Source organism: Mesorhizobium yinganensis (genome assembly GCF_040081985.1).
Classification (GTDB): domain Bacteria; phylum Pseudomonadota; class Alphaproteobacteria; order Rhizobiales; family Rhizobiaceae; genus Kumtagia; species Kumtagia yinganensis.
In genome coordinates this window covers 1-14,258 of record NZ_JBEBMH010000035.1, presented here as the reverse complement: position 1 = coordinate 14,258, position 14,258 = coordinate 1, and the positions used below count along the sequence as shown (strand labels likewise).

The window sequence follows — 14,258 nt, the reverse complement described above, 5'->3', positions numbered from 1 at the left end:
ATGCATTAAGGGTGATGCTTGTCGCGACCTACAACATCAACAATATCAACCGACGCCTGCCAAATCTACTGTCCTGGCTTGGAGCTAGGAGGCCAGATGTGGCCTGCCTTCAAGAGCTAAAGTGCCTCGACCGCGACCTCCCCGCTGCTGCCTTGGCGCAGGCCGGCTACTGCGCGGTCAGGTTGGGGCAGCGAACATGGAACGGTGTCGCCATTCTGGCGCGCGGAACCGAGCCCGTTCTGACACGCACCGCTCTTCCAGGCGACGATGCTGATCAGCAGAGCCGATACATCGAGGCAGCGGTGGCAGGCGTCCTTATAGCATGCATCTACGCGCCAAACGGCAATCCGCAGCCTGGTCCCAAGTTCGACTACAAGCTCGCCTGGCTCGACCGTCTCCAGCGGCACGCGACACGGCTTCGCAAGAGCGGTGCACCGGTAGTGCTGGCTGGCGACTTCAACGTTGCGCCGACAGAACTCGACATCTATCCGACGAAATCCTGGGATGACGATGCTCTTGTCCAGCCTGAAAGCCGCGCAGCCTTTCGCAAACTGGTCGGTCGGAGTTGGACCGACGCGCTTCGCGCTCTTCATCCTGAAGAGCGTGTCTACACATTCTGGGACTATAAGCGGAACAGGTGGGCTCGCGACGCGGGACTGAGGCTCGACCATCTTCTGCTCACTCCGGACCTGTCTGAGCGCTTGGTCGCTGCAGGGGTTGACCGGGACATTCGAGGGCTCGACGGCGCGAGCGATCACGCTCCGGCGTGGATTGAGCTAAGATTACGGGAGCGTGTATGAATGCCTACGTGACCGAGAAGTCGGTATTGGTGAGGGCCAGACCGACAGCGAGTTTGGTGAACTGGATGCCGGCGGCGCCGCCGAGGCCATCCGCATCGTAGAACAGTTTCCCGGTATCCGTCTCGTAGATGACGTGGTCGTTGGAATCCTGCGCCAGTCCGGTCGTGTTTGCGCGGAAATAGCCCGACAGCATCACCCCGGTATTCAGCTTGGTGAAGATCGCATCCGAAAGCAGAAAACGGTCGTCGGCGACGTTGAAGTCGAGGATCGTGTCGATGTTCGACGCGCCGAGTTTTGTATTGAAAACGAAGGTGTCGGCGCCGCCAAGCCCGCGCAGCGTGTCTTTGCCTTCGCGTCCTTCCAAGCGGTTGTCGCCGGCATTGCCGATGATTTCCTGGGCAATCTCGTTGCCGGTGAGATCGATCGCCGACTTGCCGGCAGAGCCATTGGTGGTGAGGCTTTCGACATAGACTCCGGCGCCGAGCTTGTAGTCCACCGCCGCCATGACCCGGTCCGCCGTGCCTTGGCTCGAGGGCTCGACGATCGTGTCGCCCAAGTTGTAGACCCGGTAGGTGTCGTTGCCGCCGAGCCCGCTCATAGTGTCGGCCTTGCCGACGCCGCCGTCGGAGAGCACGTTGGCGCCGGCATTGCCGATGATCTCCTGGTGCAACGCGTTACCGGTGAGGTTGATCGGGGTGGTCGAGGTCGAGCTGTTGGTGGTCAGCATCTCGACATCCACGCCCGCGCCGAGCGCGTAGCTGACCGAGGTCATGACCCGGTCGACGCTGCCCTGGTTCGCATCCTCGACGACGTTGTCGCCTGCGTTGTAGACGCGGTAGATGTCGTTGCCGCCGAGGCCGCGCAGCGTATCCACGCCGCCCACCGCGCCGGAACTCAACACATTTTCGCCGGCATTGCCGACGATCTCCTGCGACAGTTCGTTGCCGGTGAGGTTGATTGGGAATCGGCGTCGAACTTTGACCCCCGTATGCAGGCCGCATAGAGCTTTGATTTGCCTGTCTGAATCAAAAAAACGGTCGGGTTCATAATCGGCGCCGATGGTGACCCCAAAGGTAGGGCGAATTCATTAGCAAAGTCATGCACTTGTGGCCTTTCAGACTGGGGTCAAAATTCGGTGCTGATTCACATGGAATGGCCGTGCTCACGTCGTCGATGTGATTGATCGCGGCTATGTCTATGACGGCAAGCTCTATTCATCGCTGACGGCGATTGCCTTTGCCATCACCGGCGCCCGCTGGTCCGGCCCGAGGTTTTTTGGGCTATGAGCGCTGTCCCAAAACTCCGCTGTGCGGTCTATACCCGCAAGTCCACCGATGAGGGCCTCGACCAGGAGTTCAGCTCGCTCGATGCCCAGCGAGAAGCCTGTGTTGCCTTCATCGCCTCGCAGGTCGGCCTCGGCTGGAAGCTGGTGCACGATCGTTATGATGATGGCGGCATCTCGGGCGGAACGATGGAGCGTCCGGCACTGCAGCGGCTGCTGCAGGATATCCGTGATCGCAAGGTCGATGTGGTGGTGGTCTACAAGATCGACCGGCTAACCCGATCGTTGGTGGACTTTTCCAAGATCGTCGAGATCTTCGATGCCAGCAACGCCTCCTTCGTTTCGGTCACCCAGCAGTTCAACACCACCACCTCGATGGGCAGGCTGACGCTCAACGTGCTTTTGTCCTTCGCCCAGTTCGAGCGGGAGGTTACGGCTGAACGCATCCGCGACAAGATCGCTGCCTCACGCAGGAAAGGCATGTGGATGGGAGGCCGTGTTCCCTTCGGCTACCGGATCGAAGGCAAGAAGCTGCTGATCAACGATCAAGAAGCTGGCACGGTCAGGGCGATCTTCGACCGATATCTCGAACTCAAGTCGGTGCCGGCTTTGGTCAGAGAACTCAACAGAGGGGAGGGGCGGTTCGCAGACGCCACAGGAGAGTGGCCAGGAGATTCAGCGCCGACCTCTGCCGGCAGGCAAAGGCACTATCGCTATGGCCAGCTTTATCACGTGCTTTCCAATCCGGTTTACATCGGCAAGGCCCGACACAAGGGTCAGCTTCATGACGGAGAGCATGCCGCGATCATCGACGAGATGACCTTCGAGGCGACCCAGAGCCTTCTCAAACAACTTTCGCCAGATCGGCGATCTCAGACATCGACACCCGACCTGCATCTTCTGACGGGAATCCTGTTCGACGAGACGGGTGATCGATTGACGCCGACCTCGACCGCCAACCATGGCAGGCGCTATCGCTATTATGTTTCCAACCGCCTGGTGAAGTCGAAGCAGCGCGATCCCAGTGGGTGGCGGCTTCCGGCAGCGGAGATTGAAGCGGCAGTTTTGCAGCGCTATCGCTCGCTGCTGAGCGACCAGTCCCGCATCGCGGACTGGGCGACGATCCATCGCGGCAAGGAGCTGGTGCCTGAGGCGCTCAAAGCAGCGACGGAAATGCTGGGCAACCTCGCAGGAGAACCGGGACTCACTGCCGATGGTTGCGCCGACCTCGTCCGTCGAGTGTTCCCGAAGATCACCCTGACCTCGGAGGCCATTATCTTTCAGATCGATGCCGCCGCGATGATCGACACATTGTTGCCCGGAGATGGGGCACTGCCCGATCCAGTACGCCCCAACCCGACCGAGCAAACATCTGAAGCTATCCCAATCACCGTCCGGCGACGCGGCAACGAGGCACGGATCGTGCTGCCAGGCTCCAATAGCCGAGAGCCGGATCAGAAGCTGACCGATCTCATCGTCACTGCGAATCGCTTGTTGAAAAGACTCACCGATGGATCGGCACGGAGCATCGGCGAGCTCGCCAATTCGTTCGCCATGGACAGATCCGATGTTCGCAGGGTGCTGCGCCTGGCCTTCCTCGCGCCGTCGATCGTCGAGGACATCTCCTCCGGCCGCCAGCCACCGAGCCTTACGGCACGAATGCTGTCCCGCTTCGAGGACCTATCTTTTGGCTGGAACGAGCAGCGGGCTCAGCTCGGCTTCTGACGCAAACCCCGTCATCACTGCATCCACAAAGATGCAACGACCATCATTTCTGCAAAAACGGGGACGCGTGGAGGGCTCAAAAGAGACGGCGTCGCCAAAGGCCCCGAAATCACGCCAAAAGCTGCGTCTCTCGGGCCGACATTGCAGACGAGAGCTCGCTAAGTCACGGATATGTCGAGGTTATTCCAAGACAGTAAAGACGGCGCAATTTAGGGAGGACTGAGTGGTGCAGCCATCAGTTTGGATAGAACGCGTCTCGACTAAAAATTCCCTGATAAACAGGGAAAAACAGGGAAATTTCGCGAAATTGTCAGATTTGGTGAACATTCGGCCGCGCGATTACCAGCATTTGCAATGGGTTAGCCAGCATTTTCCCTAGATTCAAAACAGGGAATTTATTCTAGTTATCAGGGAAGAATTTGTGAATAACAGGGAGCAGCTTTTGGGCATCGCTATATGCCTGCACCCTACATCCGTGTTCACGTCGAGACGTCTTAAAAGGACCCTACGGTCCGGCCGAAGCGATTGCGAACGAATGCGAGAGCGCCAAGGGACGACAGGCCTGTATCGGGCTAATTAGGCGACAAGCGGCCAGTTTGGTGATGACCCATTACGGACGTCCCAGGAAAGCTTCGTTTGCCACGCTTCGCGATGGTGGCCGTTGAGGCCAGTCAGCTTCTTCGGCCTGGCGCCCGACGGCTGGAAAGCTTGCCAACGCCGCGATCTAGAAGATTGCATTACAGGCGATTTGGCAACAGCAGCTGACCTGTGGCTGGCGATAAAGGTCGTGTATTTCGCGGCTGAAGAGCGCAGGCATCGGGTGCGTCCTTGGACCCCCATAGTCGCGCACCCGGCGCCAGACCTTCCTCACAACATTGGCCACCAATGGACACAACCAACGAGTGAAACAACGCAGGTCCAATCGCAGTCCTCATCGGCGAAAGGATGGTATTGGGCACGGACTTGTGCGCCACTGCGGCCCGCGCGCCCTAATAAGCTTGAATCGGCCATTTTGAGGAAACGCCGGCACAATCTCGGCGAAGCGAAGGGAACATGTTTCTGCCAACGGGATTCGGGAAGCGCCCCTGATGGGGAGTTCATAACCCAAGGAGTTATATCATGGCCAATCAAGGTGGAAGCCGCGACCAGCACGTGAAGGCCGGCCAGCAGAGCCACAAGAACGACGACAGCAAGCAGCAGGGTGCCGAAGGCGGCAGCGGCGGCCAGCAGGGTAGCGGGCAACGTGGTGGTCAGCAAGGCGGGACCGAGCGCGGCGGTTCCGGAAACTTCGCCAATGACCGCGAGAAGGCCTCGGAAGCCGGCCGCAAAGGTGGCAAGTCCTAAACAATCCGCCCCGCCGCGCAAGCGGCGGGGCTAACACATAAGGCGAGGCCCATGCCAAGACCCCAGACTCCTGCCGGAGACAGAGACGCTATCCAGAAGGGCCTGACTGGTGACAAAATCCAGGGGTTTGACCCTGCGGCCGCGCCGCTGGAAACAGATGCCGAAGCGGCGGGGCCGGCCCAGCCGGTGGACCCAGTTCGTCCTGCTCTGGCCGAACCTGTCGATCAGCCTAACGCATCCTCGCACGATACCGCCATGCGAGGCTTCGAAGCAAAGCCCCAGCAATCGGGATTTACCGGGACCCTCTGGGTGATGCTGGCCTTTGCCTTGGTTGCGTTCCTCGTGGTCCTGGGATTTGCCTTGTTTGGGGGCTAATGGTTATTTGCCGGCTCGACCATCTCTTCGTTAGCCGGTCGCCAACCAGCCCAGCCAATTGCCAAAGCGTCCAAGCGGTCGCCCTCCAGCCAGTCGGCCCACCCGAGGGCATGCAGCCAGCCTTCGCGCCGCGAGCTCGTGTTGGGGAATCGGGTCGCTTGGCCCGCTATCAAGGCTGCCGACCAATATTTCCGCCTCTCAGCAGCTCTGAAATTATTACGGAAATTCGCCATGCCAATCCCTGAATTCGGCGAACTTGCCCTGGGCAGCGCCATTGATCAGTACATTGCGAGCCGGCTGGGTAGTAAGTGGCCGGTATCCCTCAATGATGCCGTCAGGGCGGTGCGCCTAATGTTCAAGGCGCCTGATGTCACCGATGACGAGCTTGGCGCTCTAATCGCCGCGGTTGCCGTGTCGAAGGGACACAATGTGATCTTCGACCTGCACAGAAGCGTTCAAGCCAGTGCCGGCTGGGCTATGCTGGCAGGGTAGGGGCCTCTTCGCTGGACCACGGCCGAGGCCGATCGCTCTCCGAGGTCTTCGACCAGCCGGTTGCGCGCTCGGCTGAGCTTGCTCTTGATAGTCCCGATTTCGCAGCCGCAGATCTCGGCTGCCTCGATATAGGATACCCCCAAGATTGCGACGAGGCAGACGACTTCCCTCTGCGAAGCCGGCAACCGCTCCATCGCTCGCTGCACTTCTCCCCCTGACAACGTCCATTCTTGACTTGCTTCGACGGTGAGCCTGCGGCCCACGTCGTCCTCGACGCTCGTGCATTCGCGTTTTTCGCGCTTGCAGCGAGTGTAGAAGGCATTGCGCATGATCGTAAACAGCCAAGAGCGCATGCTGGTGCCGGGATCAAACTGGTCGATCGCAGCAAGCCCTTTGAGCAGGGTTTCCTGTACAAGGTCGTCTGCCCGGTCGGCGCGTGGGTCGAAGGTCCGGGCGAAGGCCCTGAGGGCGGGAATTGTGTCGACCAGTAGGCGATCGTGGCAGGCAGGGTGGGGGGGATGGGTCAATGAAAAGCCTCCGTCTGGAAAGGCCAATGTGCCGAGATGGGGGTCGTTCCGACCCGAGGCTTAGAAGGGACAAATAAAAATCGAAGGTCATAACCTATGTTAAGGCTCGGACCTCTTTCACTTTCATATGTTAGTGTTAACGCGTCAGGTCCTAGGATACCGGTCGCGAAGGGAGGCGGTCGGGAGTTTCGCAGCTCGAGCCAGGTGACCACAGTCCGCGCCTGGCTTTCGGTCCGCACCACTGGACTGGCAAGCGGTCAATAGGAACACCACGGCGAGTATAGCGGGGACGCAGGGCGTCATGGTCGTCACCGTTACCAGGGGGTGAAGTCTATATCCGGCGTTATCCGTCGGCAGTAGGCGCAGACTAGATCGATGGTCGCCTGCACATCGTCGAGGCACATGACCTCGGAAGGCGTGTGCATGTAGCGCAGTGGCACGGACAGGATGCCGGTGGCGACCCCGCCGCGGCTTGTCTGCAAGAGCCGCGCATCGGTGGGGCTGGCCTTGCCCTCCGCCACTGGCTGGGTGGCGATACCTACATCGTCGGCCGCCTCCCGGAGAAGCCGCCACACCACCGGGTTGGTGTTCGGTCCTTGCCAGAGGCCGGGGCCTCGGCCGAGATCGAGCCGGCCGGCGTCTTCGTTGCGGGCTCGCGGGTAGTCGGTAGCGACGCCCATGTCCACCACCAGCCCGGTCCTGGGGGCAATATTGAATGCCGCAGTCTGCGCGCCGCGTGAGCCGATTTCCTCCTGCACGGTTCCCAGGATGTTCACCCCAACGTCGGGATGGACGCCGCCCCCGGCCGTCAGGGTGCGCAGGACCTCGGCTGCGATAAACAGCCCGGCCTTATTGTCGAAACCGCGACCCGTAACCTGGCTGCCACGCAGATGGGTAAAGTCGGTCTGCACGGTGACCGCGTCACCGACTCCCACGACGGCCTCCGCCTCCTCGCGGGACGTAGCGCCTATATCGATCCACAAGTCCTTGAGTGTGGGCACTTGCGTTGAATCGGCCGGTTTGAACGTCTGGATCGCCTTGCGCCCGATGACGCCAGATACGGTTTCGCGTCCATGCACCATCACGCGTTGCCCGATCTCGGTCGCAACGTCCGTACCGCCGATCGCGCTAAAGAACAGGAAGCCGTTTTCGTCGATGTAGTGGACGATAAAGCCGATTTCATCCATGTGACCGGCATACATGATGCGGACCTTGGCCTCCGGATGGATGATTGCCGAGACATTGCCAAGGGTATCGGTGGTGATGCCGTCCGCAAACTTGCCGATGTAATCACGGTAGAGGCGGGCGACAGGTTGCTCAAAACCGCTCGGCGATGGCGCGGCCACGATCGATTTCAGGAAATCCAGGGACTGGTCGCGCATAGGGTTCTCGTCACAGGCTGTCGCCGAACCTCGTTCCTCGACCGATGTTCCTTACCACTAGGATTTCTGTCACTGGAGATCGCCGCGACGGCTTACCAGGTCGGCAAACCGCAGCTCGACCAGCACCCGCCCATCACTCGCACTGACACTCAGCGTCCAGCCGCTGCGGTCGATGCCCTTCAGCACGCCCTCGCTCATGAATTCCCGCGCGGCTCGCGCGGCTTCCTTGCGCGCTGCCTCGTCGTCTGCCAGCTCAACCTCGTCCAGGATCTCTTCGGCGAACCCTTCGCGGAATGCAAAGCAGTAGGCTGGCATGTTCCGGCATTCTCCATTGGGATCAGCGCTCCCGGCGTTCAAGGTCTAGGTACGTTGGGTCAAACCCCGAGAGTTGCTGCAACGCCGCGAAATTGAGTATCTGAACCGCGTCACCACGCCATGTGATCAGGTTCGCGCGCCGCAGTTGCTGCAGGCCGCGGTTGACGTGCACCACGGAGAGGCCCATGGCATCGCCGAGCTCCGCCTGGCTCATCGGCAGCCGGAATGCTTTTCCGTCGCTCTTATCGATGACCCGAAGCCGCAGCGCCATTTCGCAGAGAAAGTGGCCGAGCTGTTCCACCGAGGATAGACGCCCCGAGGCGACAAGCCATTGGCGGTAGATGGCGGCGTCAATTGCCGTCAGCATCCACAGCAGCCGTGACAGGTGCCCGTGATTTTCGGTAACCTGCCGGAGCAGGTTGTGCGGGACCAGCGCTACCTCACAGCTGTTGAGTGCGGTGACGCTGTGGTCCATCCGGGACAGTAGAAGACTGTGCAGGTCAACGAAGTCGCCGGGAACATGCACCGCAGTGATGCGCCGGCGCCCATCTGCCACCAGGTTAACGCGTGCCGAATACCCGCTTACCATGAGGCAGCTATGGGTGGGCGAACTACCTTGTTTCACGATGTCGGTTTTTGCATCGAAAGTCCGGCGTTTAGCCGTCATCTCGGCGATAAGGCCGCGCTCAAGCGTGGAAAGAGCGTCGCGTTGCGTGAGGTTAAGAACAAACTCGTCCATTAGTTCGGCGATATATAGTCATGGGGTTGCTGCGCCGTAGGGCCGCGCACCGCACGCGCGTTCCCCGCAACCAGGCGATAAACGGCCCATCCCGCCACCGCGACAGCTATCAGACGCAACATGCAGCTCGTCCTTTCATCTTCAAACTTCAATGACGCCAAGCGGTTCCACGGCTGCCGCCGCCAAGAACGAAAACCCCCGGCAAGCCGGAGGCATCAGCGATGTAATGCTCACCCAACGATCTGGGAGGCATCCCGTGCATAGATTGACAGCGAAATGCGGACTGAATGTGAGATGCCGTTTCACGGGGAGGCCGCGCCTTCAGGTACCGCGGCGAATTCCCCATCACGAAGCCGAGTTCGGGACAAATTGCCCCGAGGTCGCAAAGGCCGAAGGCAACCTCCAGGTCTTCTCGGATCGAGCTCTGTCGACAGCCGGTAGTGTCTCAATTTGAAATTATGAATTGATCGGGCCGCCATTGTGGCCCTTCCATTTCGGCCAACGAATACCGTCGCCGGGACACAGGTCAAAGATGGCTTGCGGCAGGAGGGCAACGCCACGAACGGTATATCCTCAAGCGCCGGTATCAGAGTTGCTGGCCGCTACCGGCTTGGATTCGGGCGAGCCCTTGTGGCGCAGGAAGATCGACAGCACCACGAGAACCACTGCCTGCCTGCCGTGGTCGAACAACTCTTTGTTGAAAACGGCCCGTCCCCTCAGAACCATGCCGCCCACACTCACGAGAAACATTGTGGTGAGGGCGAGCGTCAGCCCGTTGTCGCGGACGAAAGGTTGCATTGCATCAAACTTCCCTGAGGCGTTTGGCAAACGGTCTGTGGTTCGGCGAATTCCGTAGGCTACGTTAGCGCAACCTCTCGCCCCCAAACCGGATGCGGAACAGCGGCCCGAAGTTGTCCTCGATTTCCATGATCCAGTCCGAGCCTACGGGCAACGTACCGTCGATAGCGGCGATCATTTCGCCGCAAGCACGCGTAGCCTCGCTCCACGCCGTGGCCTCGTCCGCCAGTTCAATGCCAACCATATCGCGGAATGTTTGAAGGCCTTGGATAGTGTGGAAATAATAGCGGGTCATCGGTTCGAACATTGAATTCTTCATGGTGTTCCCTGCGGACTGCTGAAAATTCAATGTCGCTCTCGGCGAACTTATAGCTCTCCGGCTTCAACAATTTCGACCTGTTCGGTAAACCGCCTGTGGTAGAAGGTCATCATCGTGTCATGGGCGTCGTCAGCCGAACTGCACAGCGCGTCCTCCACGAGGATCAACCGATAACCGCGGTCGATGGCGCCAAGCGCTGTCGCCAGCACGCATACGTCGGTCTCGCCGCCGGTGATGACGAGCGTATCGATGCCGGACGGCCGTAACAGCGCGTCCAGATGACCCTCAGTCCACGGCGAATAGACTCTTTTATCCAGCGTACGCCCGGGCGGCACGTATCGGCGCAGCGCGGGGATCAAGTTGCAGAGGTCGGGGTTGATTTCCGACAGGGTCATTCCGGCCCAGCGTGTGTAATAGCGAGCCCATGCGCCGGTGCCCGCGCCGGGTTGGTCCGCCGGAATGAAGCGCGTAAATAAGTTGGAAGGGCCGAAGCGTTCGCACACGTTGGCGATTGCCGGGAGAACCCGTTGCATCCACGGCACCGCCCACGGAGAGCCCGGGCCGAACAGACCCTGCATGTCGACGCAGACATGCAGGCAGTTGGGCCCAAGCGGCCCGTGGGCCAGTCCATGCGAAGCCATGGCAGTCACCTCACGTTTGATGGGGCAAACAACCGGGCAGCGGCCATGTTCCCAGAGCTGGGGGGACAGATGGACAGGTTACAGTTTCGATCGCCGGTAGTCCGGAGGAGTAAGTCGCCGGCGGCCTTACACATGTGCGGAGTTACCCATCGTCGCCGCGGGTGCGCTTGTGGCGCCGCCCGCCTTTGCGGTCACGCGTACGGCAAGCATCCAACCCGTCGATTACCCGCCCCCTATGAGGTCAAAGGAGTATTCGCCACGGCGCCGTTCATATGTAAGGGCTCGCAGTCCTTGACGCCCGCTCGGCCATTTTTCCCCAACGACAGGCATGTTGCTAGTGTTCGGAAACGATCGTCTTACGGGATAGAGTGCACAACCTCATATCTCGATTTTCGCATTGTCGCCGATATCAGGCTTTGCACCAGTTATGGCTGTCATAACAATTTTCGCCATGGCGGCTATTTTGCCAGGGCTGTCCCAGAGCTTTCCTTCATCCGGCGTGAAAGTGGTGAGGCGGATGTCCGGATCGTCAGAGCTATCCCACCACGCCCTATCGGGGCTTTCCCAAAGCTTCCTAATCTTTGCGCGATTCGTTCGACTACCGCCCGATCCGGAGACCGTCACATATTTTTAGTTGCTGTTATCGCTCCGTGCCAACGTACTCTGGATAGCGATCCAACTGGTCATTCTGGCGCCGTCCCGGAATACTTCCAAAGTGTGCGAAGCGCTGCTCCGATGGCCTGAAAAAAAAGCGAGGAACATACGCCAACGTGCGTGGTTGGGCAGGGTCACTCCCTCGAGCTACGGACCAAGATCATGTTTCTTCGCGTCGACAAGCTACAGATCGAGATACCTCCGCCCCTACGCGCCGACCCGAACGCCGGTGCCGCCCTGCAAGAGCTTCTCGGCGGCAAGTACGGCGAGATGTCGACTCTGGGGAATTACCTGTTCCAAAGCTTTAACTTTCGCAGCAAGGCCAAGCTGAAGCCGTTCTATGGGTTGGTCGCCGCCATCACCGCCGAGGAGCTTGGGCATGTCGAGCTCGTGAGCAATGGCGTTGCCATGCTCAACAACGGCCCCGACCTAGAAGGCGCAGATGAACAAGATGGCGGCGACATATCCGGTGCGCCTTACGACGCGATGAAAGACGTCCGCCTCGCAAGCGCATTCTATTCCAACGCTGGCGGCGCGGTCCCGGCCAATAGCAATGGCGCTTCCTGGAACATGGATTTCGTCACAACGACCGGTAATGTCATCGTCGACCTGCTGCACAACTTCCATCTCGAGTGTGGCGCCCGCCTGCACAAGCTGCGGGTATATGAGTCCCTGACTGATCCGACCGGCCGAGAAATCTGCGGCTATCTGCTGGTCCGAGGGTCGGTACATGCGCACTCTTATGCGCTCGCAATCAAGAACCTGACCGGCGTTGAAATCGAGAAGATGCTGCCGACGCCGAACATCTACCTCGGCAACATCCCGGAATGCCAAAAGTATCTCGACGAAGGGTCGCATCGCCGGCTCTACACCTTCAGTCCTGACGACTACAAGGAGATTGCGGGCATTTGGGGCCAGGGCGAGACCGCTCTCCCAGGTGACCCTCCGGGCGAACTGGAGGTCATCGAAGGCATGCCCGACGGCGGCAAGATTCACCAACTCACCGGCGTGCCGTCTGCGTTCACGCCGGACTATGACCCTCAGGAAATGATGGAAATCGCCGCCAAGCTCTACAAGGCTTCGCGCTGAGCAATCCCTATTTCGCAGACTTCCTTCGGAGCCGTTTTAGCGGTTCCCCCGAAAGGCCAAGAGATGCCCATCAAAACCATGAACGACCTGTTTCTCCACACGTTGGAGGACATTTATTTCGCCGAGAACCAAATCCTCAATGCGCTTCCGAAAATGTCAGCTGCCGCCACGGCTCCGGAGCTTGCTGAGGCTTTCGACACCCACTTGGCCGAAACTGAGACCCATGTCGCACGCCTGAAGCAAGTGTTCGATTTCCTCGGCGAAGCAGCGGCCGGCACGGAGTGCCCTGCGATCGAGGGGATCATCGAGGAGGCTGAAGAACTCATCGAGGAGATCGAGGATGAGAACACCCTCGACGCGGCTCTTATTGCAGCGGCCCAAGCGGTCGAGCATTACGAGATCACGCGATACGGCACGCTAGTTGCGTGGGCCGGCGAGCTCGGGCACGACAACGTCGCCGAGCTCCTCACCGAAACCCTCGACGAAGAACACGCGGCCGACGCGAAGCTTGATGCTCTGGGCGAAACCCGGATTAACGCTGCCGCGGTCAAGAGTGGCGAAGCCACCAGCCTTGGAGAGGAATAATCCCATGACGGACACCTCTCATACTGCACACACCGGCCGGTTACCGGAACTGGACGCGATGGAACCGTCTATGCGGCGCGCGAGTTGGGGCGCCATTTTTGCCGGCGTTGTCGTCGCCCTCGTCGTGCATGTGCTGTTAACGATGTTGGGTGCGGGTATTGGCATTGCCACGATTGACGTCAGGGCTAACGATACTCCGCAAGCGTCTACGTTTTCCATCGCTGCTGGCATCTGGTATATGATCTCCGGCATTATCGCCGCGTTCCTGGGCGGCTATATGGCATCAAGGCTCGCCGGCAGGATATCGCCTACTACCGGGGCCTTGCACGGGCTGACTACCTGGGCCCTCACCACGCTGCTAGTTCTTTATTTCCTCACCAGCACGGTTGGGGCACTGGTCGGGGGTGCATTCAGCGGAATCGCGAGCGTGGTTGCCGGGGCTGGTCAGACAATCGCTCAAACCGCGGCACCGATCATTGCCAACTCCAACCCTTTTGAAATGATGGAGTCCCGTTTGCGTGCGTCGGGCAGGGACCCAGAGGCGCTCAACGCGGCGGCTGTCAATGCTATGCGCAACCTCGTGATGGGAGATGCCTCGGGAGCGGATGAGGCGCGCTCACAAGCGGCCCAAGCTCTCGCTGCTGCCCGTGGCATTCCGCTCGATCAGGCTACCACGCAAGTGGCGGAGATGGAAAAGCAATACCGAGACCAAGTCGAAGCCGCGAAGCAACAAGCCGCGGCGGCGGCCGATGCCACCGCCACCGTGGTTTCCACGAGTGCGATTTCGGCGTTCATCGCCTTGTTGCTTGGCGCAGTCGCAAGCTGGTTCGGCGGCCGTGCCGGCGTCATGCATCCCGTTTACGCAGACCGGGTCATTCCGGCCCGGCGGCCCTATGGCGACGAAACGTAACCGGTACTTTCGGTGATCCCGCTGGGCGGGAATACGAAGATGGGTGGCGTAACCAGCTACCTTGAAAGACAGGCCAGTTCAAATCAACGTAAGCGCCCGGTTATGACCCGGGCTCTTGTGGGCTGCCGTTTTGGCTGTCGCCGCGATTGGCTTTGTGCTCGCGGATGAAGTCGATCAGACTTTCGAGTCCGAAGTCTGTGAAGGCGGGGATCTGCTGTTCGTCGGGCCCGTAGACCCAGAGGCAGCCGTCCTCCGGTTCCATGTCGATATAGACCTCCCAC

Annotated in this window: 17 protein-coding genes and 3 pseudogenes; 9 read left to right on the top strand and 11 right to left on the bottom strand. The window is 60.0% G+C overall.

Annotation, left to right across the window (positions count from 1 at the left end; translation table 11 throughout):
• The first annotated feature begins 14 nt into the window (after positions 1 to 14).
• Positions 15 to 800 carry an exodeoxyribonuclease III gene (gene xth / locus ABMA59_RS32335; RefSeq protein ID WP_349009524.1) on the top strand — a complete coding sequence of 262 codons (786 nt, stop codon included), beginning with the start codon at positions 15 to 17 and terminating at the stop codon, positions 798 to 800.
• Positions 801 to 804: 4 nt separating this feature from the next.
• On the opposite strand, the gene ABMA59_RS32330 is transcribed toward xth, so the two are convergent.
• Positions 805 to 1,698: a calcium-binding protein gene (locus ABMA59_RS32330; protein WP_349009491.1), complete on the bottom strand. Its 894-nt coding sequence runs from the start codon at positions 1,696 to 1,698 to the stop codon at positions 805 to 807.
• 277 nt (positions 1,699 to 1,975) lie between these two features.
• Here ABMA59_RS32330 and ABMA59_RS32325 point away from each other — a divergent pair, with 277 nt between their 5' ends.
• From ABMA59_RS32325 to ABMA59_RS32305, 5 genes are all read left to right on the top strand, one after another.
• Complete coding sequence (locus ABMA59_RS32325; protein WP_349009490.1) at positions 1,976 to 2,086, top strand: DUF2924 domain-containing protein; 111 nt, start codon at positions 1,976 to 1,978, stop codon at positions 2,084 to 2,086.
• Positions 2,083 to 3,807: a recombinase family protein gene (locus ABMA59_RS32320; RefSeq protein WP_349009489.1), complete on the top strand. Its 1,725-nt coding sequence runs from the start codon at positions 2,083 to 2,085 to the stop codon at positions 3,805 to 3,807. The genes ABMA59_RS32325 and ABMA59_RS32320 overlap by 4 nt, the downstream gene beginning before the upstream one ends.
• A gap of 1,119 nt (positions 3,808 to 4,926) precedes the next feature.
• Positions 4,927 to 5,151 carry a KGG domain-containing protein gene (locus tag ABMA59_RS32315; protein ID WP_349009488.1) on the top strand — a complete coding sequence of 75 codons (225 nt, stop codon included), beginning with the start codon at positions 4,927 to 4,929 and terminating at the stop codon, positions 5,149 to 5,151.
• Positions 5,152 to 5,202: 51 nt separating this feature from the next.
• A complete protein-coding gene (locus ABMA59_RS32310; protein ID WP_349009487.1) occupies positions 5,203 to 5,526 on the top strand; it encodes a hypothetical protein in 324 nt (107 codons plus the stop codon).
• A gap of 231 nt (positions 5,527 to 5,757) precedes the next feature.
• Positions 5,758 to 6,018 carry a hypothetical protein gene (locus tag ABMA59_RS32305; protein ID WP_349009486.1) on the top strand — a complete coding sequence of 87 codons (261 nt, stop codon included), beginning with the start codon at positions 5,758 to 5,760 and terminating at the stop codon, positions 6,016 to 6,018.
• Here the strand turns inward: ABMA59_RS32305 and ABMA59_RS32300 are convergent.
• The 9 genes and pseudogenes from ABMA59_RS32300 to ABMA59_RS37395 form a co-directional block, all read right to left on the bottom strand.
• Positions 5,982 to 6,545, bottom strand: coding sequence for a sigma-70 family RNA polymerase sigma factor (locus ABMA59_RS32300; protein WP_349009485.1), 564 nt, complete (start codon positions 6,543 to 6,545; stop codon positions 5,982 to 5,984). The two genes, ABMA59_RS32305 and ABMA59_RS32300, sit on opposite strands and share 37 nt — an antisense overlap.
• Before the next feature lie 314 nt (positions 6,546 to 6,859).
• Entirely contained in the window at positions 6,860 to 7,927 is a 1,068-nt protein-coding gene (locus ABMA59_RS32295) for a M20/M25/M40 family metallo-hydrolase (protein WP_349009484.1), read from the bottom strand.
• 69 nt (positions 7,928 to 7,996) lie between these two features.
• Positions 7,997 to 8,242, bottom strand: a complete 246-nt coding sequence (locus tag ABMA59_RS32290; RefSeq protein ID WP_349009483.1) for a DUF6894 family protein — start codon at positions 8,240 to 8,242, stop codon at positions 7,997 to 7,999.
• Between the two features lie 22 nt (positions 8,243 to 8,264).
• Entirely contained in the window at positions 8,265 to 8,981 is a 717-nt protein-coding gene (locus tag ABMA59_RS32285) for a Crp/Fnr family transcriptional regulator (RefSeq protein ID WP_349009482.1), read from the bottom strand.
• Positions 8,982 to 9,554: 573 nt separating this feature from the next.
• Positions 9,555 to 9,644, bottom strand: a pseudogene (locus ABMA59_RS32280) (DUF6766 family protein); the annotation flags it as partial.
• Positions 9,645 to 9,659: 15 nt separating this feature from the next.
• Positions 9,660 to 9,779: pseudogene (locus ABMA59_RS32275) on the bottom strand (DUF6766 family protein); the annotation flags it as partial.
• 64 nt (positions 9,780 to 9,843) lie between these two features.
• Complete coding sequence (locus ABMA59_RS32270; RefSeq protein WP_349009481.1) at positions 9,844 to 10,098, bottom strand: DUF6894 family protein; 255 nt, start codon at positions 10,096 to 10,098, stop codon at positions 9,844 to 9,846.
• A gap of 47 nt (positions 10,099 to 10,145) precedes the next feature.
• Positions 10,146 to 10,739, bottom strand: coding sequence for a cysteine hydrolase family protein (locus tag ABMA59_RS32265; RefSeq protein ID WP_349009480.1), 594 nt, complete (start codon positions 10,737 to 10,739; stop codon positions 10,146 to 10,148).
• 378 nt (positions 10,740 to 11,117) lie between these two features.
• Complete coding sequence (locus ABMA59_RS37395; protein ID WP_425476022.1) at positions 11,118 to 11,363, bottom strand: pyridoxamine 5'-phosphate oxidase family protein; 246 nt, start codon at positions 11,361 to 11,363, stop codon at positions 11,118 to 11,120.
• A 192-nt stretch (positions 11,364 to 11,555) separates the two neighbouring features.
• Here ABMA59_RS37395 and ABMA59_RS32260 point away from each other — a divergent pair, with 192 nt between their 5' ends.
• From ABMA59_RS32260 to ABMA59_RS32250, 3 genes are all read left to right on the top strand, one after another.
• Positions 11,556 to 12,482, top strand: a complete 927-nt coding sequence (locus ABMA59_RS32260; protein WP_349009479.1) for a manganese catalase family protein — start codon at positions 11,556 to 11,558, stop codon at positions 12,480 to 12,482.
• 63 nt (positions 12,483 to 12,545) lie between these two features.
• On the top strand, positions 12,546 to 13,067 hold the full coding sequence (locus tag ABMA59_RS32255; RefSeq protein ID WP_349009478.1) for a YciE/YciF ferroxidase family protein: 522 nt from the start codon (positions 12,546 to 12,548) through the stop codon (positions 13,065 to 13,067).
• Positions 13,068 to 13,071: 4 nt separating this feature from the next.
• Positions 13,072 to 13,977 carry a PhnA-like protein gene (locus tag ABMA59_RS32250; RefSeq protein ID WP_425476021.1) on the top strand — a complete coding sequence of 302 codons (906 nt, stop codon included), beginning with the start codon at positions 13,072 to 13,074 and terminating at the stop codon, positions 13,975 to 13,977.
• Positions 13,978 to 14,077: 100 nt separating this feature from the next.
• On the opposite strand, the pseudogene ABMA59_RS32245 reads toward ABMA59_RS32250, so the two are convergent.
• Positions 14,078 to 14,258 (bottom strand): annotated as a pseudogene (locus ABMA59_RS32245) (hypothetical protein); the annotation flags it as partial.

Coding starts and splice junctions, on each gene's coding strand:
- xth (WP_349009524.1), top strand. CDS start 15: ATGCTTGTCGCGACCTACAACATCAACAATATCAACCGACGCCTGCCA.
- ABMA59_RS32320 (WP_349009489.1), top strand. CDS start 2,083: ATGAGCGCTGTCCCAAAACTCCGCTGTGCGGTCTATACCCGCAAGTCC.
- ABMA59_RS32315 (WP_349009488.1), top strand. CDS start 4,927: ATGGCCAATCAAGGTGGAAGCCGCGACCAGCACGTGAAGGCCGGCCAG.
- ABMA59_RS32310 (WP_349009487.1), top strand. CDS start 5,203: ATGCCAAGACCCCAGACTCCTGCCGGAGACAGAGACGCTATCCAGAAG.
- ABMA59_RS32305 (WP_349009486.1), top strand. CDS start 5,758: ATGCCAATCCCTGAATTCGGCGAACTTGCCCTGGGCAGCGCCATTGAT.
- ABMA59_RS32295 (WP_349009484.1), bottom strand. CDS start 7,927: ATGCGCGACCAGTCCCTGGATTTCCTGAAATCGATCGTGGCCGCGCCA.
- ABMA59_RS32290 (WP_349009483.1), bottom strand. CDS start 8,242: ATGCCAGCCTACTGCTTTGCATTCCGCGAAGGGTTCGCCGAAGAGATC.
- ABMA59_RS32285 (WP_349009482.1), bottom strand. CDS start 8,981: ATGGACGAGTTTGTTCTTAACCTCACGCAACGCGACGCTCTTTCCACG.
- ABMA59_RS32270 (WP_349009481.1), bottom strand. CDS start 10,098: ATGAAGAATTCAATGTTCGAACCGATGACCCGCTATTATTTCCACACT.
- ABMA59_RS32265 (WP_349009480.1), bottom strand. CDS start 10,739: ATGGCTTCGCATGGACTGGCCCACGGGCCGCTTGGGCCCAACTGCCTG.
- ABMA59_RS32260 (WP_349009479.1), top strand. CDS start 11,556: ATGTTTCTTCGCGTCGACAAGCTACAGATCGAGATACCTCCGCCCCTA.
- ABMA59_RS32255 (WP_349009478.1), top strand. CDS start 12,546: ATGCCCATCAAAACCATGAACGACCTGTTTCTCCACACGTTGGAGGAC.
- ABMA59_RS32250 (WP_425476021.1), top strand. CDS start 13,072: ATGACGGACACCTCTCATACTGCACACACCGGCCGGTTACCGGAACTG.